The organism is Micromonospora sp. NPDC049047, from assembly GCF_040649135.1.
Lineage (GTDB): Bacteria > Actinomycetota > Actinomycetes > Mycobacteriales > Micromonosporaceae > Micromonospora.
This window is the reverse complement of sequence record NZ_JBEZEY010000001.1, coordinates 442,131-466,041: the sequence shown is the minus strand read 5'-3', so window position 1 is coordinate 466,041 and position 23,911 is coordinate 442,131. Positions and strand designations below refer to the sequence as shown.

Annotated in this window: 23 protein-coding genes, 1 pseudogene and 1 riboswitch; of the genes and pseudogenes, 9 read left to right on the top strand and 15 right to left on the bottom strand. The window is 72.3% G+C overall.

Features of this window, described 5'->3' with window-relative positions; all coding sequences use genetic code 11:
- Window positions 1–93: 93 nt before the first annotated feature.
- Window positions 94–567 carry an Lrp/AsnC family transcriptional regulator gene (locus AB0B86_RS02010; protein WP_357412600.1) on the top strand — a complete coding sequence of 158 codons (474 nt, stop codon included), beginning with the start codon at window positions 94–96 and terminating at the stop codon, window positions 565–567.
- 75 nt (window positions 568–642) lie between these two features.
- On the top strand, window positions 643–2,832 hold the full coding sequence (locus AB0B86_RS02005) for an acyltransferase family protein (protein WP_357412584.1): 2,190 nt from the start codon (window positions 643–645) through the stop codon (window positions 2,830–2,832).
- Window positions 2,833–2,845: 13 nt separating this feature from the next.
- Here AB0B86_RS02005 and AB0B86_RS02000 read toward each other — a convergent pair whose 3' ends face one another.
- Genes AB0B86_RS02000 through AB0B86_RS01985 form a run of 4 tightly spaced genes read right to left on the bottom strand, consistent with a single transcriptional unit; the run spans window position 2,846 to window position 7,069 of the window.
- Window positions 2,846–3,817: a DNA primase small subunit domain-containing protein gene (locus tag AB0B86_RS02000; RefSeq protein ID WP_357412581.1), complete on the bottom strand. Its 972-nt coding sequence runs from the start codon at window positions 3,815–3,817 to the stop codon at window positions 2,846–2,848.
- 37 nt (window positions 3,818–3,854) lie between these two features.
- Window positions 3,855–5,159 carry an acyltransferase gene (locus tag AB0B86_RS01995; RefSeq protein WP_357412579.1) on the bottom strand — a complete coding sequence of 435 codons (1,305 nt, stop codon included), beginning with the start codon at window positions 5,157–5,159 and terminating at the stop codon, window positions 3,855–3,857.
- Between the two features lie 21 nt (window positions 5,160–5,180).
- Window positions 5,181–6,155 carry an NAD(P)-dependent oxidoreductase gene (locus tag AB0B86_RS01990; RefSeq protein WP_357412577.1) on the bottom strand — a complete coding sequence of 325 codons (975 nt, stop codon included), beginning with the start codon at window positions 6,153–6,155 and terminating at the stop codon, window positions 5,181–5,183.
- 23 nt (window positions 6,156–6,178) lie between these two features.
- A complete protein-coding gene (locus AB0B86_RS01985; RefSeq protein ID WP_357412575.1) occupies window positions 6,179–7,069 on the bottom strand; it encodes a glycosyltransferase in 891 nt (296 codons plus the stop codon).
- Window positions 7,070–7,265: 196 nt separating this feature from the next.
- On the opposite strand from AB0B86_RS01985, the gene AB0B86_RS01980 reads away from it, so the two are divergent.
- The 4 genes from AB0B86_RS01980 to AB0B86_RS01965 all read left to right on the top strand — a co-directional run bounded on the left by AB0B86_RS01980 (window position 7,266) and on the right by AB0B86_RS01965 (window position 11,034).
- Entirely contained in the window at window positions 7,266–8,825 is a 1,560-nt protein-coding gene (locus AB0B86_RS01980) for a glycosyltransferase family 39 protein (protein ID WP_357412573.1), read from the top strand.
- A gap of 43 nt (window positions 8,826–8,868) precedes the next feature.
- Window positions 8,869–9,600 (top strand): histidine phosphatase family protein, encoded by a 732-nt coding sequence (locus tag AB0B86_RS01975; protein WP_357412571.1) that lies wholly within the window; start codon window positions 8,869–8,871, stop codon window positions 9,598–9,600.
- Window positions 9,584–10,453: an NAD(P)H-hydrate dehydratase gene (locus AB0B86_RS01970; RefSeq protein ID WP_357412569.1), complete on the top strand. Its 870-nt coding sequence runs from the start codon at window positions 9,584–9,586 to the stop codon at window positions 10,451–10,453. The genes AB0B86_RS01975 and AB0B86_RS01970 overlap by 17 nt, the downstream gene beginning before the upstream one ends.
- A gap of 80 nt (window positions 10,454–10,533) precedes the next feature.
- Window positions 10,534–11,034, top strand: a complete 501-nt coding sequence (locus AB0B86_RS01965; RefSeq protein ID WP_357412567.1) for a hemerythrin domain-containing protein — start codon at window positions 10,534–10,536, stop codon at window positions 11,032–11,034.
- A gap of 60 nt (window positions 11,035–11,094) precedes the next feature.
- On the opposite strand, the gene AB0B86_RS01960 is transcribed toward AB0B86_RS01965, so the two are convergent.
- Window positions 11,095–11,901: an SDR family NAD(P)-dependent oxidoreductase gene (locus AB0B86_RS01960; protein ID WP_357412565.1), complete on the bottom strand. Its 807-nt coding sequence runs from the start codon at window positions 11,899–11,901 to the stop codon at window positions 11,095–11,097.
- A gap of 131 nt (window positions 11,902–12,032) precedes the next feature.
- Window positions 12,033–12,122, top strand: a riboswitch (ZMP/ZTP riboswitch).
- Between the two features lie 19 nt (window positions 12,123–12,141).
- On the opposite strand from AB0B86_RS01960, the gene AB0B86_RS01955 reads away from it, so the two are divergent.
- A complete protein-coding gene (locus tag AB0B86_RS01955; RefSeq protein ID WP_357412563.1) occupies window positions 12,142–13,578 on the top strand; it encodes a glycine hydroxymethyltransferase in 1,437 nt (478 codons plus the stop codon).
- A gap of 147 nt (window positions 13,579–13,725) precedes the next feature.
- On the opposite strand, the gene AB0B86_RS01950 is transcribed toward AB0B86_RS01955, so the two are convergent.
- The 10 genes from AB0B86_RS01950 to AB0B86_RS01905 all read right to left on the bottom strand — a co-directional run bounded on the left by AB0B86_RS01950 (window position 13,726) and on the right by AB0B86_RS01905 (window position 22,212).
- Entirely contained in the window at window positions 13,726–13,986 is a 261-nt protein-coding gene (locus tag AB0B86_RS01950) for a hypothetical protein (RefSeq protein ID WP_357412561.1), read from the bottom strand.
- Window positions 13,987–14,072: 86 nt separating this feature from the next.
- Entirely contained in the window at window positions 14,073–14,390 is a 318-nt protein-coding gene (locus AB0B86_RS01945) for an antibiotic biosynthesis monooxygenase family protein (protein WP_357412559.1), read from the bottom strand.
- A complete protein-coding gene (locus AB0B86_RS01940) occupies window positions 14,387–15,643 on the bottom strand; it encodes a beta-ketoacyl synthase N-terminal-like domain-containing protein (RefSeq protein ID WP_357412598.1) in 1,257 nt (418 codons plus the stop codon). Before AB0B86_RS01940 ends, AB0B86_RS01945 begins: the two co-directional genes overlap by 4 nt.
- A gap of 50 nt (window positions 15,644–15,693) precedes the next feature.
- A complete protein-coding gene (locus AB0B86_RS01935) occupies window positions 15,694–16,968 on the bottom strand; it encodes a beta-ketoacyl-[acyl-carrier-protein] synthase family protein (protein WP_357412558.1) in 1,275 nt (424 codons plus the stop codon).
- Between the two features lie 46 nt (window positions 16,969–17,014).
- Window positions 17,015–17,419 (bottom strand): cupin domain-containing protein, encoded by a 405-nt coding sequence (locus AB0B86_RS01930; RefSeq protein ID WP_357412556.1) that lies wholly within the window; start codon window positions 17,417–17,419, stop codon window positions 17,015–17,017.
- Window positions 17,412–18,167, bottom strand: a complete 756-nt coding sequence (locus AB0B86_RS01925; protein WP_357412554.1) for an SRPBCC family protein — start codon at window positions 18,165–18,167, stop codon at window positions 17,412–17,414. The genes AB0B86_RS01930 and AB0B86_RS01925 overlap by 8 nt, the downstream gene beginning before the upstream one ends.
- Complete coding sequence (locus tag AB0B86_RS01920; RefSeq protein ID WP_357414916.1) at window positions 18,164–19,606, bottom strand: acetyl-CoA carboxylase biotin carboxylase subunit; 1,443 nt, start codon at window positions 19,604–19,606, stop codon at window positions 18,164–18,166. Before AB0B86_RS01920 ends, AB0B86_RS01925 begins: the two co-directional genes overlap by 4 nt.
- Window positions 19,607–19,625: 19 nt before the next feature.
- A complete protein-coding gene (gene accB, locus AB0B86_RS01915; RefSeq protein WP_357412550.1) occupies window positions 19,626–20,147 on the bottom strand; it encodes an acetyl-CoA carboxylase biotin carboxyl carrier protein in 522 nt (173 codons plus the stop codon).
- The gene (locus AB0B86_RS01910) at window positions 20,144–21,877 is read right to left on the bottom strand and encodes an acetyl-CoA carboxylase carboxyltransferase subunit alpha (protein WP_357414914.1); all 1,734 of its coding nucleotides are present in this window, start codon (window positions 21,875–21,877) and stop codon (window positions 20,144–20,146) included. Before AB0B86_RS01910 ends, accB begins: the two co-directional genes overlap by 4 nt.
- Window positions 21,874–22,212 carry a TcmI family type II polyketide cyclase gene (locus tag AB0B86_RS01905; protein ID WP_357414912.1) on the bottom strand — a complete coding sequence of 113 codons (339 nt, stop codon included), beginning with the start codon at window positions 22,210–22,212 and terminating at the stop codon, window positions 21,874–21,876. Before AB0B86_RS01905 ends, AB0B86_RS01910 begins: the two co-directional genes overlap by 4 nt.
- Window positions 22,213–22,657: 445 nt before the next feature.
- Here AB0B86_RS01905 and AB0B86_RS01900 point away from each other — a divergent pair, with 445 nt between their 5' ends.
- Together AB0B86_RS01900 and AB0B86_RS01895 are read left to right on the top strand one after the other, a co-directional pair.
- On the top strand, window positions 22,658–23,455 hold the full coding sequence (locus tag AB0B86_RS01900) for a BTAD domain-containing putative transcriptional regulator (RefSeq protein WP_357412544.1): 798 nt from the start codon (window positions 22,658–22,660) through the stop codon (window positions 23,453–23,455).
- Window positions 23,456–23,545: 90 nt separating this feature from the next.
- A pseudogene (locus AB0B86_RS01895) lies at window positions 23,546–23,860 on the top strand (TcmI family type II polyketide cyclase); the annotation flags it as partial.
- Window positions 23,861–23,911 lie beyond the last annotated feature (51 nt).

The following is a 23,911-nucleotide window of genomic DNA, read 5'->3' as shown; positions in this document are numbered from 1 at the left end:
GGATGATTGACTCAAGATCCACGCAGAAGGCGGGACGGTTGGCATCCGGAGGAGGTCTCAGTGAGCCAGGAAACCGGCGACGAAGCAGACCGGGTGGCGGGATCGGGACGATCGGTTCGAGCCCTGGACGAGGTGGACCGGCGGATCCTCGACGAACTGGTCCGGGACGGGCGTACGTCGGTGCGCACGCTCGCCGAACGGATCCACATCTCCCGCACCAACGCGTACGCGCGGGTGGAGCGACTGCTGCGCGACGGGGTGATCACCGGGTTCCGCGCCCAGGTGGCGCCCGAGGCGGCCGGGCTGGGCACCTCGGCGTACATGGCGCTGACGATCGAGCAGAACACCTGGCGGGAGGTGTCGGCCGAGCTGGCCCGGGTCCGCTACGTCGAGCACGTCGCGTTGCTCAGCGGCGAGCACGACGTGCTGGCGCTGGTCCGGGCTCCGGACAACGCCGCCCTGCGGGACGTGGTGTTGGACCGGGTGCAGCGCATCGCCGGGGTGTTGTCGACGCGGTCCTGGCTCGTCTTCGAGGAGTTCGGCGGGACGCAGAGCCCCTGGCAGTAGCGCCATAACACGAACCCACCTACAAAACCCCCCGACTCGGGTTAATTGCCGCGAAGCGCCACTACTATCCGCGACGTGGCTATCTCAGACGATCTGTGGGAGCGGGCCCGGCACACCGCACCGGCGCCGAGCAGGGCGACGTCGACCAGGCGGGTGTCGACCGGGCCGGGACCCACCGGCGCGCGGTCCTTCCGTGGGGACATCGAAGGCATGCGGGCGGTGGCCGTGCTGCTGGTGCTCCTCGGCCACGCCGGGGTGCCGCACCTGCCCGGCGGGTTCGTCGGCGTCGACGTGTTCTTCGTGATCTCCGGGTTCCTCATCACCGGCCTGCTGCTAGCGGAACTCGACAGAAGCGGGCGGCTGTCCCTCACCGACTTCTACGCCCGCCGCGCGAAGCGGCTGCTCCCGGCCGCCGCGACCGTACTCCTCGCGACCCTGGTGCTCACCTACGTCTTCCTGCCCCGGGGGCGCTGGGCGGCCACGGCCTGGGACGTCATCGCCAGCGCCTGCTACGCCATGAACTGGCGGATGGCCGGGGAGTCCGCCGACTACGTGGCCGCCAACGACGCCGCGAGCATCGCCCAGCACTTCTGGTCCCTCGCCGTCGAGGAACAGTTCTATCTGGTGTGGCCCCTGCTGCTGATCGGCCTCGGCTGGTTCGCCCGTCACCACGGACGGGCGGGCCGCGGTCGCTACCTGTTCGGGTTGGCGCTGATCGCGGTCCCCTCGTTCGCCTGGGCGCTGTACGTCTCACCGACCGACGCCTCGGCGTACTACGTCACCACCACCCGGATGTGGGAGCTGGCCCTCGGCGGCGCCGTCGCCGTCACGGCGGTCTGGTGGGGCCGGTCACCGCGCCTGGTGGCCGTCCCGTTGGCCTGGGCCGGGCTGATCGCCGTCGGCGCCTCGGCCGCGCTCATCACCACCGAGGCCGGCTTCCCCGGGTACGCCGCGCTCGGCCCCACCCTCGGTACCGCCGCGGTGATCGCGTTCGGGCCGGCCGCCGGTCGCGCCGGACCCGCGCTCCTGCTCGGCCGGCAACCCCTGCGCTACGTCGGGGGGATCTCGTACTCGCTGTACCTGTGGCACTGGCCGGTGCTGGTCGCCGCGCAGGCGCACGTCGGCGACCTCGGCGTCGGCGCCGCGCTCGCCGTCGTGGCCGTCTCGGCCATCCCCGCCGCGCTGACGTACCACTTCATCGAGAACCCGGTCCGGCGCTCACCGGCCCTCGCCGACCGGCCCTCCGCAGCCCTGCGCATCGGCGCCGTCTGCACCGCTGCGGCCGCGCTCGCCGGCCTGACCTTCCAGGTGGCCGTTCCGTCGACGGACGGCCCGGCACCCGCCTCGTCGGTCATCATGGGCCAGGTGCCCGGCGCCAGCGCCCCGGCGGCAGCGCCACCGTCCGCGCCCGGTGCCGCGGCCCTCGGCCGGTCCCCCCGCACCAGTCGCGCCGGGGTGCCCGTCGACACTGTGGACTCGATAGTCCCCGACCCGGCACGCGCCGCCCGGGACGCACCGCTGTTGCAGGCGGCGAAGAGTTGCCACGTGTCGCTGGAATCCGCCACACCGGAGGTGTGTGTCTTCGGCAAGACGGACTCGGCGACCACTATCGCGCTGGCCGGTGACTCCCACGCCGACCAGTGGGTCCCCGCGATGCGGCTGGCGGCGGAGGCCAACGGGTGGCGCCTGGCCACCTACACCAAGGGCGGCTGCCCGTTCCTGACGGCGGAGATATCCCTGAACGACAGGCCCTACTCCTCCTGCACCCAGTGGAACGAGTCGGTGCGGCAGAAGCTGCTCGGCGAGGACCGCCCCGACCTGCTGGTGGTCACCAACGCCGAGTACCCGGTCCGTGGTGAGTCGGCCGCGAACTGGCGGTCGGCGCTGGCCCGCGAGCTGCGCTCAACCTGGGGCGGCATGATCGCGCAGGGGGTGCCGGTGGTGGTGCTGCGGGACACGCCGCTACACCTGAAGGACATCGCCGAGTGCGTGTCGAAGAACCGCAACCGGCTGACGAAGTGCGCCACCGCCCGGACCGAGGCCCTGGGTCGCGGGGGCGGTCCCGCCCAGGAGGCGGCGGCCGACGGGCTCACCGGCGCCCACCTGATCGACCTGAACGACTGGATCTGCCCCGCGGACCGGTGCGCCCCCGTCATCGGCGGCGTGCTCGTCTGGCGCGACGCGCACCACCTGAGCGCCACCTACTCGGCGACCCTCGCGCCCCAGGTGGGCGCCGCGTTGAAACCGGTGATCACCGCGCGGTGACGTCGGCGGCGGGTCACCGGACGGGCGGGGCCTCCAGCCCGTCCCGGTCGGCCAGCTCCAACAGCGGCTCCAACGAGTGCCGGTCGCCGTCCAGGCCGGCGTGCGGGTCGCCGCGCTCGGCGAAGCGGGCCGGCATCGACAGCACGTCGAAGTCCTCCGGTCGGGCGTCGTCCAGCTCCGCCCAGGTCAGCGGCGCCGACACCAGGGCCTGCGGTGTCGGTCGGATCGAGTACGCCGAGGCCATCGTGTGGTCCCGGGACATCTGGTTGTAGTCGACGAAGACCGGGCGGTCCCGCTTGTCGCGCCACCAGGTGGTGGTGACCAGCTCCGGCAGCCGGCGCTGCATCTCCCGACCCAGGGCGAGCACCGCGCGCCGACAGTCGCCGAAGCTCCACCGCGGCTCGATCGACAGGTAGACGTGCAGGCCGCGTCCGCCGGTGGTCTTCGGGTAGCCGGTCATCCCCAGTTCGGCGAGGAAGGCATTGACCTCCCGCGCCACCGGCACCACCTGCTCGAAGCCGACGCCGGGCAGCGGGTCCAGGTCGATGCGCAGCTGGTCGGGGCGTTCCACGTCGGCGGCGCTGACCGGCCACGGATGGAACCGCAGGGTGCCCAGGTTGGCCGCCCAGATCACCACCGCCAACTCGCTCGGGGCGATCTCGTCGGCGGTGCGGCCACTGGGGAAGGTGATGTGGGCGGTGCGCACCCACTCGGGCGCGCCCGCCGGCAGCCGCTTCTGGTAGAACGCGTCGCCGCGGTTGGTCTGCCGGGTGGCGATCGTCGCGCCGTCGAAGACGCCGCGCGGCCAGCGTTCGAGCATCGTCGGCCGGTCCCGCAGGGCGCGCAGGATCCCGTCACCCACCGCCAGGAAGTAGCGGACCACATCGAGCTTGGTCAGCCCACGCTCCGGGAAGTACGGCTTGTCGGGGCTGGAGACGCGGACCAGCCGCTCCCCCACCCGGATCTCCTCCGCCGCCGTGGCCACGCCCCCGAGGGTACGGCGTGGCGGCGGCCCGGTGGGGCTACCGGCCCGGGACCAGCGTGCCAGGATGCTGCGGCAGCCCCTCGGTCGGGCCGTCGAGGTGTGCCGGCGGCGTCGCGGGCGGCTCCTCGGCCACAGCTGTCTGCTGCTCGACCGGCACCCGTTGCGCGGAGCGGCGGGCCACGAAGCCCGGCGTCCAGTCCTTCAACCGCAGCGCCGGCCGCTCGACCAACTTCCAGGACACGAACGCGGCGGCGAAGGCGACCGCTACCGACATCGCGGCGAACGGCACGTAGCCCCAGCGGCTCCAACCGAGACTGGTCATCACCTGCTGGAACACGAAACCGTAGATGTAGATGCCGTACGAGTAGTCGTTCTTGCGCCCCACCCAGTGCAACTGACGCGGCATCCGCACCGACAGCCAGACCAGCAGGTACGCGAACGCGGGCAGCCCGATGACGAAGAAGCCACCGAAGAGCAGCGACAACCCGAGCGCCACCGCCGAGCCGATGCCCAGCGCGTCGTTGATCGGCACCCGCTCCCGGTACAGGTCGAGGGTCGCGCCGACGGCGAACAGGAAGCCCAGGTAGACGATGTAGTAGAACGTCATCTTGCCGACCAGTGGCGAGGTGAAACTCCAACTCGCCGTCGACGCCGGGCCGCTGAAGTGCCCGGAGCTCACCCAGTCGTACACGATGCTCGTGTAGAGGGCGACGGTCAGGAACAGCACGAACCGGCGGGCGTTACGCAGCACCGCGGTCACCGCCAGCACGCCCACCACGACGTAGCAGAACATCTCGTACTTGAGCGACCACAGCGCACCGTTGAAGACGCTGTAGTTGACCTTCTGACCCCACGGGGTGGTCTCGGTGAACAGGTCGTGGATGCCGTACTGGCGGACACCGGTCCACCAGTTGGCCCGCAGGTAGGCCAACGGGCCGCCCCGGTCCCAGGCGTTGTCGAAGAAGCCTGCGGTGCTGCCGTGCTCGCGCAACATGACGAGCGGAGCGATCACCAACGCGCTGATCAACAGGCAGACCCAGAGCCCGGGGAAGATCCGCAGAGCCCGGTGCCAGGCGTACCTGATGATGCCGGTACGCCGGGCGCTGCGGGTGATCAGCAGGCCGGACAGCACGAAGAAGCCGTACACGGCCATGGTGCCGACGTTGGTCTGCCGACCGGTCAGGTAGTAACCGAGGTCGTGGGCACCGAAGCCGAGCGGCTTGGAGTGCGAGAGCACGACGCCGACGGCCAGGCAGAGCCGGATCAGCCCGATGCCGTTGCTGCGGCCGGAGAGCAGGTCGGCCAGTGTGCCGCGGGACCGGATGAGAGCGGGGGTGGTCATGCGGTCAGGCACCTCTCGGCATCAGGCGGGCACCTCGGCGCCGGCGTGCTCCCACAACTGCTTCATCTCGGTGTGCAGGTCATCGCTCGGCGACCAGCCGAGCACCGCGGCGGCCGATCCGACGTCCAGCCGCTGCCAACTGGTCTCGGCGGGACCGGTCTGCTCCGCCTCGATCAGGTCGGTCGGCACCTCACTCACCTCGATGAGGAGCCGGACCATATCACGCGCGCTGGCCGCCACCCCCCGACCAATGTTGATCACGCGACCGGCCGCCTCGGGACGGGTCGCGGCCAACTGCACGGCGGCGACCACGTCGCTGAGACCGATGAAGTCACGCCGGGAGCCGAGCGGTGCCAACTCCAACCGGGCGCGCTCGCCGGCCCGCTGGGCGTCGCGCAGCCGGCCCGCGACCACGCCGAGCAGGCTGTGGCCGGGCTGGCCGGCACCGATGACGTTGCCGACCCGCAGCGTGACGCCCTCGATCAGGCCCTGCCGGTCCGCCGCGGTGACCGCCTCGGTGCAGCGCAGCTTGAACTCGCCGTACGGCATCACCGGCGCCGGGGTCAGCTGCTCGGGCATCGACGTGTCCACCGGGACCAGCCCGTACTCGTGCACGCTGCCCATCTGCAGCACCCGGACCCGCCTTGGCAGTCGGCCCGCGGCCGCCAGGAGCCGCTCGACCAGGGTGACGTTGACAGCGAGCATCTGCGCCTCGGTGAGGCCCCACATCCCGCCCGCCGCGTTGATCACCACGTCCGGGTCGAGGTCCCGCAGCACCGCGGTGATCTCGTCGATGTCGGCGGCGGCCAGGTCCAGTGACCGGACCTCGACACCCGCGCCGATGGTCTTCGGGGTACGCGCCACGGCGACCACCGTGTGACCCTGATCGGCCAGGGCGCGGCTGATCGGGCGGCCGAGGAAGCCGGTGCCGCCGAGCACCACCACCCGCTTGGGCGCTACGGCGTCTCCCGCCGGACGTCGTGGTCTGACGGTCATGGCGTCTCCCTGGCTGTCGTCGGTCATCGGCCCGGCCCGAACGCGTGCCGGGACAGACTGCGTACGCCGGACATCTTGCCGGAGAGCACCGCCGTCGGCAGCAGGGTGATGGCGTGCAGGCGTGACGAGGTGTAGCTGCGGGCCGCCCGCGCCGCCCGCGGCCACCCCTGCTCGTCCATCCGCCGGGCGACGTCGAGGAAGAACGCCCGCGCCTCGGTGAACCGGGAGCCGTTCACCGCGTCGGCAGCGGACTTGCTCACCGCGTGCCGCCGGTACTGGAAGCAGAGGGTGTTGTCGACGGCCATCTGCTCACCGCGCTGGATCAGGTCGATCACCAGGGCCAGGTCCTGGATGACCTGGAACTCCTCGCGGAAGTCGACGGCCTTGAGCGCGTCCGTCCGCCAGCAGATCGACGGGAAGTAGAACCAGCAGCCGCGCAGCAGGCTGGCCGCCAGGTCCTCGCCGCCCATCAGCTCGCGGGAGTCGATCCGGGGGGCGTAGATCCGCCGCTTCGCCTCGTCGACGATGGTGTTGACCACCGTGCCATTGGCGTCGATGATCTCCACCCCCGGCTGGACCATGCCGACGCCCGGGTACTGCTCGATCACCGATCGCACCGTCGCGACGTAGTTGGGGTGCATGATGTCGTCGGTGCCCATCATCACCAGGTACTCGTGCTCAGCGAGACCTACGCACTTGCGGTAGTTGGCGGTGATCCCGAGATTGTGCTCGTTGCGCTGGTACCGGACCCGCTCGTCATCGATGCCCGCGAACCACTCGGGCACGCCCGGCTCGGTGCCGTCGTCGACCACTGTGAGGCGCCAACCGGGGTCACTCTGCGCCATCACGCTGCGCACCGCCGCCTGCATGAGGGGCACGCTTCCGTAGTACGGCAGCATAATGTCGACAATCATTGGGTCGGTAGGCCTCACTGTGCGTGGTGGGAATGCGCGACGGGCGCGGCCACATTATCAGGCTCACCCCCGCGATCGGCCAGCGCCGAACCGGACGACGCGCCCACCCCGACCCCACCGATCGCCGCCCGGGGCCGGCCCGGGGCGGGCGCTATCATCGTCGCGCCCCGTAACCCCGCCCCCCGATCGGACGCCGATGTCGAACCGCGCCGTCGCCACGGACGCGCAGCCCGCGCAGACCGGCGGGAGGACCCCACCCTTGCCCGCCGGGCCGGACCACCAGCCGGTCCCCCTCGCCCGCCGGCTGGCGCTCAGCGTCTGGTTCTGGCCCACGGCGTTCGCCGCGCTCGCCGTCGGGTGGCGGCTGGGCAGCCCGGAGATGTGGCACGACGAGCTGGTCACCATCGACGTGGCGACGCGCTCCACCGGACAGATCCGGGCCATGCTGGCGAACGTCGACGCGGTGCACGGGGCCTACTACCTGTTCATGCACGTCTGGACGACGGTGTTCGGCACCGGCCCCATCGCGGTACGGCTGCCGTCGGCGCTGGCCATGGCCCTGGCCACGGCCAGCGTGGCGCTTGTGGGGCGGCGACTGTTCGACCACCCGACGGGTGTCGCGGCCGGGTTCGTCTTCGCGCTGGTGCCCACTGTCACCCGGTTCGGGCAGGAGACCCGCTCGTACGCCTTCGTCGTCCTCGCCGCGGCGGCGGCCACCCTGTTCCTGCTCCGCGCGCTGGAGCGGCCCGGGTGGCCGCGCTGGGTGGCGTACGCGCTCGCGGTGGCCGGCATCGGCCTGGTCAACGTGGTGGCGCTGACCCTCCTGGTCGGGCACGGCACTGCCGTTCTGATCCACTGCTGGCGGCAGCGCCACTGGTGGTCGCTTGCCTGGTTCCCGCTCGGTGCCCTCGGTGGGGTGGCGATCGCCGCGCCGGTGATCCTGCGCGGCATGAAACAGGCGGGCCGGCAGATCAGCTGGATCCCGGACCTCTCCCCCTGGACGGTCTGGGAGCAGGCGTACGGCTCGACGCTGCTCGCCGTCGCGGTGACCGCGCTTGCCACCGCGGGTCTGCTCACCCACCTGCGCCGCGACGCCGTGCACCGGACGGTGAGCGCGGTGCTTGTCGCAGTGTTGCCGGTGCCGGTGATCCTGCTGGCCTCGACCGGCGAGATCAACTACTTCTTCTCCAAGTACCTGCTGTTCCTGCTGCCGGCCTGGGCGGTGCTGGCCGGCGCCGGGATCGCCGCGCTGCGCCGGGCCCCGCTGATGGCGGCGGGGCTGGTGGTCGTCGCCGCGCTGTCCGTGCCCGGTCAGCTCGCGCTGCGCGGGGAGTACTCGCACGGCTGGTACACGTACCCGCGGACCCGCGCCTTCGAGCCACTGTCCTACTCCCAGGCGGCCCGGGTCATCGAGGCCGGCTACGAGCCCGGTGACGGCCTCGTCGTGGGCGGCGTCTGGTGGTGGATGACCGAACCCGGGGTGCGGTACTACCTTCCGGCGGACGTCTCCCCCCGCAACGTCTTCCAGAAGCGGACGGCGGCTCAGCGCGACGAGCTGTCCGGCGCGGACTGCGACGACCCGGCGAGTTGTCTGCGCGACGAGCCGCGGCTCTGGCTGGTGTTGCCGACGGTCACCGACGCGCCGTTGGCGGGGCTGCCCAAGGAACGGGCCGCCCTGCTCGGCGAGCGGTACCAACTGGCCCGGCTGACCCGCGTGAAGGGGCTGACCGTCGCCCTGCTGCAACGGCGCGGCTGACCGGACACGGTTACCGCCACCGACACCCGGGTAGGGGGTCGGCATGGCGGAACTGGCGACGCTCTGGATCATCCGGCACGGTGAGAGCACCGCGAACGTGGCGGCGACGCGCGCCGAGGCGTCCGGCGAGGAGCTGATCGGGCTCGGTCACCGCGACGCCGACGTGCCGCTCTCCCCCACCGGCGCGGAGCAGGCCCGCGCGACCGGTCGGTGGTTGACCGGGCTGCCGCCGGACCGCCGCCCGGACGTGGCGGTGGTCTCGCCGTACCTGCGCGCGGTAAGCACCGCCGAGTTGGCCCTGCACGGCACCGGGGTGCCGATGAGCCGGGACGAGCGGCTGCGCGACCGGGAGCTGGGCATCCTCGACGGCTTGACCGGGCACGGGGTGCGCCGGCGGTACCCCGACGAGGCCGAGCGCCGGGCCCGGCTCGGCAAGTTCTACTACCGGCCGCCCGGCGGGGAGTCCTGGACCGACGTGGCGCTGCGGCTGCGGACCCTCCTCGGCGACCTGCGCCGGGACCACGAGGGCCAGCGGGTGCTGCTGTTCGGTCACGACGCGCTCGTCTTCCTGCTGCGTTACCTGGTGGAGGGGTTGACCGAGCCGGACCTGATGGCGCTCACCCGGGAGCACGTGATCGCCAACTGCTCGATCACCGACTGGTCCGCCGACGCGGGCGGCCGACTGACACTTGGCGGATTCAACGAGGTCGGCCACCTGCGGCGGCAGGGAGCCCAGCCGACCAGGGAGGACGAGATTCATGCCGAACCGGTCTGAGGTGCAGGTGATCACGCCGGGGTTGCTGCGGGACTGGGCGCTACCGGTACCGGCCGGCGGCAAGGAGAGCCGGGGCACCGTGTTGATCGTCGGTGGTTCCCGCTTCACCCCGGGCGCGGTGCTGCTCGCCGGGGTGGCCGCGCTGCGTGCCGGCGCCGGGGTGCTCCAGCTCGCCGCCGCCGAGTCCACCGCCGCCACGCTGAGCATCCAGGTGCCCGAGGCGCTGGTGGTCGGGCTGCCGGAGACCTCCGCCGGTGCGGTCGCCGCCGACCGGGACGGGCAGCTCGGCGAGCTGGTCGCCGAGGCCGACGTGGTGGCCGTCGGGCCGGGGCTGCGAGGGATCGAGGAGACGCGGCGGTTGCTGGGTCTGGTCCTGGAGGCGGCCCGGCCGCGGACCTCGCTGGTGATCGACGCGTACGCCCTCGGCGCGCTCAGCCACGAACCGGAGCTGCTTGTCGGCTCGGGCCGGCCGGTGGTGCTCACCCCGAACGTCACCGAGGCCGAGCACCTGCTCGGCCGGGAACCGGGCGACGATCTGGACGCCGAGGCGGCCGAGCTGGCCGACCGGTACGAGGCGGTCGTCTCGCTCTACGGGCACGTGGCCGCGCCGGATGGGCGACGGTGGCGGGAGGAGAGCGGCGATGCCGGGCTGGGCACCTCCGGCAGCGGGGACGTGCTCGCCGGGCTGCTGGCGGGGCTGTTGTCCCGGGGCGCCGACCCGGCGCAGTCCGCCTGCTGGGGTTCGTTCGCGCACGCGGTGAGCGGTCAGCGGCTGATCCCCCGGTACGGCCGGATCGGCTTCCTCGCCCGGGAACTGCTCGACGAGATTCCCGGCACACTGTCCATGGTCTGATCGCCCGATATCCGCTGTTTCCACATTTGACCTGCTGGGTACCGGATTTCCACCAGCCGAGATCCAGGGAGGTCATGCCCGTGTCGACCGATGCGATCGTCCTGCTCAAAGAGGACCACAAGGAGATGCGCCGTCTCTTCAAGGCCTTCCAGGATGCCGAGGAGGGGCCGGCGAACCAGCGCCAGAAGCTGGTGAACCAGATCCTCGAGGCCCTGACGGTGCACACCTATCTGGAGAACGAGGTGATGTACCCGGAGGTCCGCCGCCTGCTGCCCGACCTGGAGGACGACATCCTCGAGTCGTACGAGGAGCACCACGTCGCCGACGTGCTCTGCGCCGAGCTGGCCAGCATGGACGCCACCGACGAACGCTTCAACGCCAAGACGACGGTGCTGATCGAGAACGTCACCCACCACGTCGAGGAGGAAGAGGAGGAGTGGTTCCCGAAGGTCCGCGACGCCCTGGGTCGCAAGCAGTTGCAGGAGATCGGCGAGCGGATGATCGCGCTGCGGGCGGACGCTCCGCGTACCCCCACCGCGCCGAAGGCGATCAAGAAGGCGATGGACGCGATGACCGCCTGAGACGCCTGCTCACGACGAAGGGCCCGGCACGATGTCGGGCCCTTCGTCGTACACCAGGGGTCAGCTGCCCGAGCCCGGCTCGGCCATGTGCCGGTGCTGCTCGGACTTGAGCCTGTCCGGAATGATCTTGCCGGCCGCGGTCTGCAGCTTGTTCACGAACGAGCCGGCGGTGACCGTCTGATCGCCCTTCATCAGCGCCTCGAAGCCCTGCGCGGCGACCGTGGCCGGGTCGTCCTTGGAGCCGGAGCCGACCCGGGTGTCCTGCATGTCGGCCCGCTCGAAGAACTCCGTGTCGGTGGGCCCGGGCATCAGCGCGGTCACCGTGACGCCGGTGTCCTTCAACTCGTTGCGCAGTGCCTCGGCGAAGGACTGCACGAACGACTTCGACGCGTTGTACACCGCCTGGAACGGCCCCGGCATGGTGGAGGCGATCGACGAGGTGAACAGGACCCGGCCGGCACCCCGCTCGACCATGCCGGGCAGCAGCCGCTTCGCCAGGTGCACAGTCGAGCGCACGTTGAGGTCGACGATCTCCAGCTCGTCGCGCAGGTCGGTGCCGCCGACGAAGGCGCCGCCGGCGCCCCGGCCGGCGTTGAGCGCGAGGGCGTCCACCGGGCGGCCGGTGGCGGCGATCGTCGAGGCCAACTCCTCCACGCCCTGCTCCCGGGCCAGGTCGACGCGGACCGGCTGGACCTGCGGGCCGCCGTCACGGCGCAGCTTCTCGGCAGCGGTCGAGATGCCGTCGTCGTCGGCGACCACGACCAGGTCGAAGCCGTGCTCGGCGAACTGCACTGCCAGCTCGTACCCGATTCCGCTGGACGCCCCGGTCACCACGGCGAGCGGCCGGTCGGTGGTCGGTGTGGTCATGATTGGTGACTCCTCTCCCGCGGGTGGCGTACCCGCCCGTCAAGGGGGTGCCCCCACGGCGGTCGCCCAACCCTCCCGGCGGGTGGCGTCCGGAGGTCGCCCGGGACGGCCCCGGCCGGCCCGGTAGGATCGGCGCGGGCCGTTACTGGCGCGTGGGGATGGACAACCATCGGGGAGCGGCCCCGTCACGAGGACGTTTGCCGAGCGCCTGGGCCTTCCCGCACGTCTGTTGGAGGTCGCATGTCGCACAACGCCGAGTCCACCGCATTCCGTAGCGCCCTTGAGGTGATCCGGGCTGTCGAGCCGCGGGTGGCCGACGCCATCGGCGCCGAGCTGACCGACCAGCGGGAGTCGCTCAAGCTCATCGCCAGCGAGAACTACGCCTCCCCGGCGACCCTGCTGGCCATGGGCAACTGGTTCAGCGACAAGTACGCCGAGGGCACCGTGGGCCGCCGCTTCTACGCCGGCTGCCAGAACGTCGACACCGTCGAGGCGCTCGCCGCCGAGCACGCCCGCGAGCTGTTCGGGGCCGCGCACGCGTACGTGCAGCCGCACTCCGGCATCGACGCCAACCTGGTCGCCTTCTGGGCGGTGCTGGCCGACCGGGTGGAGTCCCCCGCCCTGAAGAAGGCCCAGGTCCGGCAGGTCAACGACCTCACCGAGGCCGACTGGTTCGCGCTGCGCCGTGAGCTGGGCAACCAGCGGATGCTCGGCATGTCGCTGGACGCGGGCGGCCACCTCACCCACGGCTTCCGGCCGAACATCTCCGGCAAGATGTTCGACCAGCGCAGCTACGGCACCGACCCGGCGACCGGCCTGATCGACTACGACCGGGTGGCCGAGGCGGCCCGCGAGTTCAAGCCGCTGATCCTGGTCGGCGGCTACTCGGCGTACCCCCGCAAGGTGAACTTCCGGATCCTGCGGGAGATCGCCGACTCGGTCGGCGCCACCTTCATGGTCGACATGGCCCACTTCGCCGGTCTGGTCGCCGGCAAGGTCTTCACCGGCGACTTCGACCCGGTGCCGCACGCGCACATCGTCACCACCACCACCCACAAGTCGCTGCGCGGCCCACGCGGCGGCATGGTGCTCTGCCAGCCGGAGCTGGCCGACCAGGTGGACCGGGGCTGCCCGATGGTGCTCGGCGGTCCGCTGCCGCACGTGATGGCCGCCAAGGCCGTCGCCCTCGCCGAGGCCCGCCGCCCCGACTTCGCCGACTACGCCCAGCGGATCGTGGACAACGCCCAGGCCCTCGCCGAAGGGCTGCTGAGCCGGGGCGCGAAGCTGGTCACCGGTGGCACCGACAACCACCTGGTGCTGATCGACGTGTCCGGTTACGGGCTCACCGGCCGGCAGGCCGAGCAGGCGCTGCTCGACTCGGGCATCGTCACCAACCGCAACTCGGTCCCGCAGGACCCGAACGGCGCCTGGTACACCTCCGGCATCCGGATCGGCACCCCGGCCCTGACCACCCGGGGCCTGGGCACCGCCGAGATGGACCAGACCGCGGATCTGATCCACACCGTGCTGACCCAGACCACCGCCGGCGCCAACGCCGACGGCACCCCGTCCAAGGCGAAGTACGTTCTCGACACCGACCTGGCCGACAAGATCGCCCGGCAGGCGACCGACCTGCTGGCCCCCCACCCCCTCTACCCCGCCATCAACCTGACCTGACCCCCGCCCCCTGCGGGGTCGATCATGGAGTTGTGGTGCCCGAATCGGGGCGGATAGCGCGCTTTGTCCACCACCACAACTCCATGATCGACCCGGGCGGGGGTGGGGCGTGGGGCGTGGGGCGTGGGGGGTGGGGGTGGGGGTGGGTTAGGGGAGGGGGCGTTTTAGGTGGTAGCGGTGGACTTCGGTGCTGCCTTGGACGTTGTTGACGTCTTCGGCGGCGGAGACCAGCTCCCAGCCCTCCCGGCCGGCGCGGTTGAGGTGCGCGATGGCGGTGTCACCGTAGGCGGTGATGTCCTTGCGGGACCCGTCCGGGGCGTACCAGACGAACGAGACATGGAAATTGCGGCCCTGTCCCTGATAGCGGCGGACGAGCAGGGCGTACTCCCAGGCAACCATGCGGCCCATTATGACCGTCCACCCAGGACGACGGCACACTGACCGTCGCGCATTGCCATCCGGTGAACGCGGTGTGTCAGCGGTTCCCGTCTTCGTCAGACCAGGGCCGGGGTCTGGGCGTGGATGTGGAACCGCAGCGAGCGGGCGTCGGTGAAGCACTCCCGCATCGGGCGGACCAGATCCCGGTGCTCGGGGCTGCGCTCCCAGGCCTCGAAGTCGGCGAGGGTCGCCCACTCGCTGGTGATCAACCACTGCTCCGGGTCGGTCGACGAGCGGCACACCTGGTCGACCAGGTGTCCCGGTACCCCGTCGGCGACCAGGTGCCGCACCTGTTCGTAGGCGGCGAGGAACTCCTCGGTGCGGGGCACCGGCACCCGCACCAGGAACACCACCCGCGCCCGCTGTCCACTCATGGCGTCTCTCCTCTCATCGGCACCGCCCCGCGCAGGACCAGCGCACTGTTGAACCCGTCGAAACCCCGCGCGCAGACCAACGCGAGGCGGCTGCGCGGCTGGCGGTGCTCGCGCAGGAAGTCGAGTTCGCACCCCTCGGCGACCTCTTCCGGGCCGGCCGACGCGGGCAGCGTGTCGTGCGCGAAGGCCAGCAGCGCGGTGGCCACGTCCAACGCCGACCCGCCCTGGTACGCCCGCCCGGTCAGCGGCTTCTGCGTCGTCACCGGCACCGGCCGGTCGGCGAACACGGCGCGTAACGCCTCGGCCTCGCTGCGGTCGTAGCGGGGCACCCCGAGGGCGTCGGGCAGCACCACGTCGATCCCGCCCGCGACCACGCCGGCCCGGTCCAGGGCCAGCCGCATGGCCCGCGCGTACTGGGCCGGGTCGCCGGCACTGTCCGCTGTGGTGTGCGCGGCGTCGTGGGTGGAACCCCACCCGCTCACCTCGCCGTAGACCCGGGCACCCCGGGCGAGGGCATGCCCCAGCTCCTCCACCACGAACACCGCGCCCCCCTCGGCGGGCAGGTAGCCGCTTGCCGAGGCGTCGAACGGTCGGTACGCGCGCTGCGGATCGGCGACGTCGCTGAGCAGCCCGGAGCGCAGCTGGCACGCCAACGCGTACGGGCTGAGTGGGCACTCGGTGCCCCCGGCGATCACCACCGGGGTGCCCCGGCGTACCGCCCGGGCAGCGTGCGCGAGGCTGTCCAGCCCGCCGGCGGACTCCGCGACCAGCACCCCGCTGGGGCCCTTGAACTGGTGGTGGATGGAGAGCTGCCCAACGCTCGCCGCGTAGAACCAGGCGATCGACTGGTACGCCCCGACCGTGCGCGACGGCCCGCCCCACAGCCGTTGCAGCTCCCGCTGGCCGAACAGGTTGCCTCCGGACGAGCTGGCCAGGGTCACCGCGTAGCCGTACGGGTCGGGGGCCCGCTCGGGCAGGCCGGCGTCGGCCAACGCCAGTCGGGTGGCGGCGAAACCGAGGTGCGTCCACCTGTCGGTCTGCACCACCTGTCGACTGTCGGCGTACGAGTCGGCGGTGAAGCCGGGCACCTCACCGCCGAGTCGGGTCGGATAGCCGGCCGGGTCGAACAGGGTGATCGGTCCGGTCCGTCGGGTGCCGGCCAGCACCGTTTCCCAGTGCGCGTCCGCACCGATGCCACTGGGCGCGACCACCCCGATGCCGGTCACCACCGCCCGGGCCGCGGGGACGCTCATCCCGTCCCGCTGCTGAGGCGCGCTCACGCCGGCACGCTCCTGGGCGGCGCTCACGCCGCCACCGGCCCGATCGGCCTGCGGAACACCATCGCCGACTGGAAGCCGCCGAACCCGCTGCCCACCGACAGTGCCACGTCCACCGGGACCTCCCGAGCCTCGTTCGGTACGTAGTCCAGGTCGCACTCCGGGTCGCGGGTGCTCCAGTTGGCCGTCGGGGGCACCACGCCGAACTCGATGGCGAGGGCGCAGGCCGCCATCTCGATCGACCCGATCGCGCCGAGCGAGTGCCCGACCATCGACTTGATCGAGCTGATCGGCACCCGGTACGCGGCCTGGCCCAGGGCCCGTTTGAACGCGGCAGTCTCGTGCCTGTCGTTCTGCCGGGTGCCCGAGCCGTGGGCGCTGATGTAGGACACCTGCTCGGGGAGAACCCGCCCCTGTTTCAGCGCGTCGCTGACGGCGAGGCTCATCTCCAACCCGTCCGGGCGCAGCCCGGTCATGTGGTAACCGTTGCTGCGGCTGGCGTAGCCGGCCACCTCGCAGTAGATGTGCGCGCCCCGCCGGCGGGCGTGCCCGAACTCCTCCAACACCAGCACCGCCCCGCCCTCGGCCAGCACGAACCCGTGCCGGTCGGCGTCGAACGGGCGCGAGGCGTGCGCCGGGTCGTCGTTGTCCGGGCTGGTCGCCTTGATCGCGTCGAACGAGGCGACGGTGACCGGCGAGATCGGCGAGTCCGCCGCCCCGGCCAGCATCACGTCCGCCTCACCGTCCACGATCAACTGGTGGGCGTAGCCGATGGCGTCGATGCCGGAGGTGCAGCCGGTGGACACCACCTGCGCCGGGCCGTGCAGCCCGTGCCGGCAGGCCACGTCGGCGGCGAGGCTGCTGGGCACCAGCGCCTGGTAGAGGTAGGGGCCACCGCGGGTCGCGTCGACAAGCCAGCGCTGGCCGTGCTCGCTGACGGTGACGTACTCCTGCTCCAGCGCCATCGTGCCGCCCACCGCGGTGCCGAGCACCACCCCGGCCCGGTCCCGTTCGGCGTCGGTGAGCGCCAGCCCGGCGTCGGCGACGGCCTCCACGGAGCAGGCCAGCGCGAACTGCACGTACCGGTCGGCGCGGCGCCGTTCGGCGTCGGTGAGCCCCGCGGCGCCCGGGTCGAAGTCGCACTCCGCGGCGATCTGCGACCGGAACGCCGACGGGTCGAAGAAACTGATCCGCCGGGTGGCGGTCCGCCCCTCGGTGATGGTCTTCCAGAACCGGTCCCGGCTCGCGCCGCCGGGGGCGACCACCCCGATCCCGGTCACCACAGTGCGGCGTGCGGTCACGACGGCACCCCGGTTCGCGACGGTACGGCTGGCGCCCGACTCGCGCTCACGACCCACCGCGCTGTTCGGCCAGCTCGGTGTCGACATGCCCCAGCTCCGGGCGGGGTGCGAGCGGGCCCAGGTGGAAGACCACCTCGGCCGGTTCGACACCGGTGTTGCGCAGTCGGTGCCGCACGTTCACCGGTACGAACAGCGCCTCACCGGCGGCCAGCAGGGTCGGCTGGTCGTCCAGGTCGACGGTGATCGCGCCGCGCACCACGTACAGGAACTCCTCGCTGTACGGGTGGTAGTGCTCGGCGATCCGCTCCCCCGGCGCGATGGTGGCGACCCCGAGGAACCCGGAGGTGCTGCCGACGGTGCGGGGACCGAGCAACACCCGCAGCTCACCACCGCGTCGACGGTCGGCGGGTACGTCCCCGGCGGCGATCGGCCGGGTGCTCAGGTCACTCATCGTCGGCCTCCGTCGTGTCGGCGCCGGCCACCGGGACGCCCTGGTCGGCGCGCTGCCGGGCGATCCGCTCCACCCGATCCTTGATCACCGCGAGTTGGATGACGCTGTTGGTGTTGATCCGCTCGGTCATCGCGGCGTTGTCGACCGGCGCGGTCGGCTTCATCGCGAAGTCCTGCGTCCAGGTCATCCGGGTGCCGCCGGCCTCCTCGGTGTAGCGCCAGTGGATCCGCATGTACTCGAACGGCCCGGTCTCCACCCGGTACGCCCGGACCTGCCTGCTCACCGGGTCGGAGGTGCGCTCGCTGACCCAGCTCCAGGACACCCCGTTCTCGTCGGGATACATGGTGAGCCGGAACCGCACGGTGTGCCCCTCGCGGTGCAGGATGTCCACCACTGCGTACTCGGTGAACAGCTCGGTCCAGTTCGCCACGTCGTTGGTGACCTCCCAGACCAGCGGCAGCGGCGCGTCGATGAGCACCGTGTTCTCGGTGTGCCCGGGTGGGTCGACGCGGCGGGCCACCAGGTCGGCCACCGCCGGGATGCTCAGCGCCCCGGCCTGCTCGGGGATGCTCACCTGCCACCGGTCGGCGACGACCGCGGAGAGTTCCAGCAGCGCGAGGGAGTCCATCCCCAGCTCTTCGAGCGACGCGGCGGGTGCCCGGGCCGCCGCGTCGGGGTCCAGCCCACAGTGCGCCACCAGGATGTCGGTGATCTCGGCGGTCATCGGGCGACCATGAGTGACGGTCATCGGGTCCTCCTGAGGGTGTTGTCGGGCTCCGCCGCGGCGGCGGGGCGTGGGGCGGGGGTGGCCGTCGGCCGCTGCGCGGTCGTCGCGTCGGGTGCGGCGAGCAGCCGGTCGACCAGGCCGGTCGTGTAGCGGCCCTTGCGGAATCCGGCGTCGTCGAGCACGCGCCGGACGAACGGGATGGTGGTGTGTACGCCCGGTCCGGCGATGTCGAACTCGCCGAGGGCCCGTTCCAGCCGGTTGAGGGCCGACTCCCGGTCCGGCGCCCAGACGATCACCTTGGCCAGCAGCGAGTCGTACCAGGGGCCGACCAGGTAGCCGGCGCTGGCGTGGGTGTCCACCCTGGTGAACGGGCCGCCGGGTGGGGTGAACCGGGTCAACCGGCCGGGGGTAGGTGCGAAGTCCCGGGCCGGGTCCTCGGTGTTGACCCGGCACTCCACAGCGACGCCCCGCAGACGGATCTCCTCCTGCCGCAAGCGCAGTGGCACCCCGGCGGCGATGTGCAGTTGCTCGTGCACCAGGTCGATGCCGGTGACCATCTCGGTGACCGGATGCTCGACCTGGATCCGGCAGTTGATCTCCAGGAAGTGGAACTTCTCGTCGGCGTCGACAAGGAACTCGAGCGTGCCGGCACCGACGAAACCGACAGCCAGCGCACCCCGCAGGGCGGCCTCGGCGATGGTGTCGAGGACGGCGGCGGACAGCGCCGGAGCGGGCGCCTCCTCGACCAGCTTCTGGTGCCGGCGCTGCACCGAGCAGTCCCGGGTGCCCAGGTGCACACCGTTGCCGTGGGAGTCGCAGAGCACCTGCACCTCGACGTGGCGCGCCTCGGTGAGGTAACGCTCGACGTACACCCGGTCGTCGCCGAACGCGGCCTGGGCCGCCGCCCGGGTCCGCGTGTACGCCCGGCGCAGCTCGCCGGGCGTCCGCACGACGGTCATGCCCCGACCGCCGCCGCCGGCCGCGGCCTTCACGATCACCGGGTACCCGACGGCGTTGGCGACCTCCGCCGCCGCGGCGGCGGTCGGCACCGGTGCGACACTGCCCGGCGACAGTGGTAGCCCGGCGCGGCTCAGCAGGGCCCGCGCCGAGGACTTGTCGGCCAGCGCGGCCATCACCGCCGGTGGTGGGCCGATGAAGATCAGCCCGTTGTCCGCGCAGATCTCGGCGAAGTCGGCGTCCTCGGAGAGGAAGCCGTAACCGGGATGCACCGCCTGCGCGCCCACCTGCCGGGCGGCCTCCACGATCGCCGCCGCGTTGAGGTAGCTGCGCCGGCTCGACGCGGGCCCGATCCGGACCGCCTGGTCGGCGAGGCGGACCGCCGCCGAGTCGGCGTCCGCCGCGGAGTAGACCACCGCCGTGCGCACGCCCAACTCCTTGCAGGCGCGCAGCACCCGCAGCGCGATCTCGCCCCGATTGGCGATCAGCACGGTCTCGAACATGGTCCACCACCCCGCGCCGTCATGCCGGGTCCAGCTCGACGAGCGGCTGGTCGTACTCCACCGGGTGGCCGTCCTCGACGAGGATCGCGACCACCCGACCGGCGCGGTCGGCGCTCACCTCGTTCATCAGCTTCATCGCCTCGACGATGGCGACCGGTTGGCCCGGACGGACCAGGTCACCCACCGCGACGAAGGGCTTCGCGCCGGGCTCGGGTGCCCGGTAGAAGGTGCCGACGATGGGTGCCCGCACCGCGGCCCGTCCGGGCGCCGGGGCCCGCACCGGCGCCCCCGGCGGATCGACGGTAGGTCGCTGCGCCCCGGTCGACGCGGCGGGCCCGTCCGCTCGGGTCGGCTCCTCCGGGTGCCACTCGACCTCCAGCACCGCCGGCCCACTGCGCAGCCGGATCCGGCGCACCGGCCCGGCCAGTTCGGCGATCAGGTGGTGTGCCTGCCGACGCAGGACGGCGAGCGCCTCCTCGCCGTCCACCCCGTCGTCGGAGGGTGCCTCGACGCTCGACACGCTCGTGTCCCCGGCGGTCATCGGGCACCCGCCCGAGCACCGGCACGGGCCGCCCCGAACCGGCGGAAGCGCTGTCGACGCAGGCGAACCAACATGGCGGGCGGCACGTCCAGCAGCGGCAGCAGATTGCTCAGCAGGGCGGCGCGCAACCGGCGGGCGGTCTCCGCCGGGTCGTCGTGCGCGGCGCTCGACGGCTCCGGTACGACCTCGTCGACCACTCCGAGTCGGCACAGGTCGGGCGCGGTCAGTCGGAGAGCGCGGGCGGCCTGCGGCGCCGCCGACCGGTCCGGCCAGAGGATCGCCGCGCATCCCTCGGGGCTGATCACCGAGTAGACGGCGTTCTCCAACATCAACACCCGGTCGGCGACGGCGAGGGCCAGTGCGCCGCCGCTGCCGCCCTCACCGGTGATCACGGCCAGCACGGGGGTGGGCAGCACGGTGAGGGTGAGGATGTTCTCCGCGATGGCCGCCGCCTGGCCCTGCTCCTCGGCGCTCACCCCGGGGTCGGCACCGGGGGTGTCCACCAGCGTGACCACGGGCAGGCCGAGCCGGGCGGCGAGGCGCATCAGCCGCAGCGCCTTGCGATGCCCGGCCGGGCTGGCCATGCCGAAGTTGCGGGCCACCAACTCGGCGGTGGTGTGCCCCTTCTGGTGGCCGATGACCATCACGTGCCGGTCGGCCAGCCGCGCCACCCCGCCCACGACCGCCGGACAGTCTCCGCCGAGCCGATCGCCGTGCAGCTCCAGGAACCCGTCGAAGACCGAGTCGAGGTAGTCCAGTGTGGTCGGTCGCCCGGGGTGTCGCGCCAGCCGGACCGTGTCCCACGCGTCGCGTACCGCCGGGTAGTCCACCGCACCCGGCGTGCCCGCCGGGGTCGCGGCGGCCTCGCCGAGGCGCTCGTGGCGCGGCGCCGGCTCCTGCCGGGGTACCGGCGCACGGGCCGGTCGGGTGGCCCGGGTGGCGGCGAGCAGCGCCCCCAGCCGGGCGCGCAGGGACCGGCGCTGCACCACCATGTCGACCTGTCCGTGCCGCAGCAGGACGTCGGCGCTCTGGAAGCCCTCCGGCAGCGCCCGGCCGGTGACCTGGCGGATCACCCGGGGGCCGGCGAAGCCCATCCGCGCGCCGCTCTCCGCGAGCACCAGATCGGTGTTCGTGGCGAACGACGCGGCCACCCCGCCGTAGGTCGGGTCGGTGAGGACACTCACGGTGAGCAGGCCCGCCTCGCGTAGCGCGGCGATGGCCTGGCTGACGGTGGCCATCTGCATCAACGACAGCACGCCCTCCTGCATCCGCGCCCCGCCGGAGGCGGTGATGAGGATCAGCGGGACGCCGTCGTCGAGTGCGCGTTCGGCGGCCCGGGTGATCAGCTCCCCCACCGCGCAGCCCAGGCTGCCGCCCAGGAACCGGAAATCCATCACCGCCAACACTGCCGGGTGCCCGCCGATGGTGGCGGTGGCACAGACGACCGCCTCGGCCAGGCCGGTGCTGGCACGGGCGGCGCTGAGCCGGTGCGGGTACGGCAGCACGTCGACGAAGTAGAGCGGGTCCGTCTCGGGGAGTTGGTTGGGCAGCAGACGCAGCGACCCCGGGTCGACAAGCTGACGCAGACGCTCCGGAGCGCCGAGGCGCGCGTGCTCGCCACACTCGGGGCAGACATCCAGGTTGCGGCGTAACCGTTTGCGGTAGAGCAGGCTGGCGCAGCCGGCGCAGCGGGACCAGAGCTGCTCCTCCCGTGGTGCGGTGGAGGTCACGACCGCCGCCGGGTGTCCGGGGCGTCGAACCGGTAGAAGCACCGCGCCATCGCGTCGCGCGGCGAGCGCCAGGTCGGCAGGTACGGCGACACGTACGGGCGTAGGCGCTCGCTGACCCGGATGAACTCGGGGTGGCCCCGGGCGCCCTCCACCGCGTCCGCTGCCTGCTGCTCGGTCTCCAGCAGGTGCACGTAGAGATCGTGCAGCCGGTACAGCGAACGGTGTCGGACGCCGACCAGGCGCGGCAGCTCCGTCGCGTCCGACTCGGCGAAGATCTCGGCGACCCGCTCCTCGGCGGTCGGATCCACCTTCGCGACGATCAGTGATCGGTCCATCCTGGGCCTCCCCCCACGGCGTCCGGCCGGCGACGGGTGGCCCCGGACGCGCTGGACGACTGCGGACACGATGCGGCAGTCCTCGTCACGGCGGCGTCACCGTGCCGCATCGGCCAGCGACGCATGATGGTGACGCTGCGTTGACGCAACCTGTGTACCAGCTATGCGCGCGCCACACCCAAAGCAGCCAACCCGGTGCACGTTTTCGCAGTTCAGAACCGATCTCAGGTTGACTGTCGCCAATAGAACGGCCGCCGCGTCGTTGACTCACCGTGACCGCTATTGATAATCTTCGTGGTGGTCAGCCCGGCCGCCTCGGCGGGCAGGGCCGCGCCCGGCAGCCGTGGGGCCGCGCCTGCACCGGCGGGGCCGACAGTGGCGTCCCGGGCGACCAATCCGGGACACAGCTGACAGTCGGGACGAGCGTTCCGCAGGGGGTGCCGCCGTGACCGCTGACCCGTCCGTGCCGACCGCCGGCGAGCCGCCCGGCGACGGCGTCGCACTGCACCTGCTCGGTGGTTTCCGACTGTTGCGCGGGGCGGTGCCGGTCGTGGTCCCGCGCGGGCTGCAACGGGTGATCGCCCTGATCGGCCTGCGCCCCGGTGCCACCCGCAGCCAACTCGCCGGGCTGCTCTGGTCCGACGCGTCGGAGGAACGGGCGTTGTCCTCGCTGCGCACCGCGCTGTGGCGGCTCCGCCAGGACCCGTGCTGCCCGATGACAGTGGCCGGCGACACCGTACGGCTCGACCCGACGGTCCGGCTCGACGTGGACGACCTGGTCGGCACCGCGGCCCGGGTCCGCCACGGCGACGATCCGCGGATCGCGGCGGGAGCTCTCGCCGCCGGCCGCCACGACCTGCTGCCCGGCTGGTACGACGACTGGGTGCTGCTGGACCGGGAGCGACTGCGCCAACTTCGCCTGCACATGCTGGAACAGGTGGCCGGGCAGCACCTGAGCGCGGGGCGGCACGGCGAGGCCCTCGAGGCCGCGCTGGAGGCGATGGCCGCCGAGCCGCTACGGGAGACGCCGCACCGGCTGGTGGTCCGCATCCACCTCGCCGAGGGCAACGCCTTCGAGGCCGTGCACGCCTTCTACGTCTACCGGGACCTGCTGCGTCGGGAGTTGAGTCTGGAGCCGAGTCCCGCGATGAGCGCCCTGCTCGACGACACCCTGGCCCCGATCCGCCAGGCCACCCGCGACCCCGTGACCGACCGTCCGTCACCAGTGGCCCGGCGGACGTGACGGTGATGTGACAGACGCTGCGGCACGGTAGGCGCACAGAGCACGTGGCGCCGGTCCGAGGATCGGAGAGCCACCGGCGGAAGGGGTCCCATGAGTCGTCTACTGATCGTCAGCCGGATCATCCCGGGCGCGGAGGGGCGGGTCGCACAGATCTTCGCCGAGTCCGACGCCACCGACCTGCCCGGCCTGACCGGCGTCACGCACCGATCCCTGTACTGCCTGCACGACCTGTGCGTACACCTGTTGGAGACCTCGGACGTCGACCCGGACGCGCTCGCGGCGGCCCGCAACCACCCACTCTTCCAACAGGTGAACGAGCGGCTCTCCGCCCACACGTCGCCGTACCTGCCGACCTGGCGCTCCCCCCGGGACGCGATCGCCGGCTGCTTCTACCGGTGGGACGCCACCGACGCGTCCCCCACGCGCCCGGCCAGCACCGACGCGTCCCCCACCCGC

Coding starts and splice junctions, on each gene's coding strand:
- AB0B86_RS01995 (WP_357412579.1), bottom strand. CDS start 5,159: ATGACCACCCCCGCTCTCATCCGGTCCCGCGGCACACTGGCCGACCTG.
- AB0B86_RS01990 (WP_357412577.1), bottom strand. CDS start 6,155: ATGACCGTCAGACCACGACGTCCGGCGGGAGACGCCGTAGCGCCCAAG.
- AB0B86_RS01985 (WP_357412575.1), bottom strand. CDS start 7,069: ATGATTGTCGACATTATGCTGCCGTACTACGGAAGCGTGCCCCTCATG.
- AB0B86_RS01980 (WP_357412573.1), top strand. CDS start 7,266: ATGTCGAACCGCGCCGTCGCCACGGACGCGCAGCCCGCGCAGACCGGC.
- AB0B86_RS01975 (WP_357412571.1), top strand. CDS start 8,869: ATGGCGGAACTGGCGACGCTCTGGATCATCCGGCACGGTGAGAGCACC.
- AB0B86_RS01970 (WP_357412569.1), top strand. CDS start 9,584: ATGCCGAACCGGTCTGAGGTGCAGGTGATCACGCCGGGGTTGCTGCGG.
- AB0B86_RS01960 (WP_357412565.1), bottom strand. CDS start 11,901: ATGACCACACCGACCACCGACCGGCCGCTCGCCGTGGTGACCGGGGCG.
- AB0B86_RS01955 (WP_357412563.1), top strand. CDS start 12,142: ATGTCGCACAACGCCGAGTCCACCGCATTCCGTAGCGCCCTTGAGGTG.
- AB0B86_RS01950 (WP_357412561.1), bottom strand. CDS start 13,986: ATGGGCCGCATGGTTGCCTGGGAGTACGCCCTGCTCGTCCGCCGCTAT.
- AB0B86_RS01945 (WP_357412559.1), bottom strand. CDS start 14,390: ATGAGTGGACAGCGGGCGCGGGTGGTGTTCCTGGTGCGGGTGCCGGTG.
- AB0B86_RS01940 (WP_357412598.1), bottom strand. CDS start 15,643: ATGAGCGTCCCCGCGGCCCGGGCGGTGGTGACCGGCATCGGGGTGGTC.
- AB0B86_RS01930 (WP_357412556.1), bottom strand. CDS start 17,419: ATGAGTGACCTGAGCACCCGGCCGATCGCCGCCGGGGACGTACCCGCC.
- AB0B86_RS01925 (WP_357412554.1), bottom strand. CDS start 18,167: ATGACCGTCACTCATGGTCGCCCGATGACCGCCGAGATCACCGACATC.
- AB0B86_RS01920 (WP_357414916.1), bottom strand. CDS start 19,606: ATGTTCGAGACCGTGCTGATCGCCAATCGGGGCGAGATCGCGCTGCGG.
- accB (WP_357412550.1), bottom strand. CDS start 20,147: ATGACCGCCGGGGACACGAGCGTGTCGAGCGTCGAGGCACCCTCCGAC.
- AB0B86_RS01905 (WP_357414912.1), bottom strand. CDS start 22,212: ATGGACCGATCACTGATCGTCGCGAAGGTGGATCCGACCGCCGAGGAG.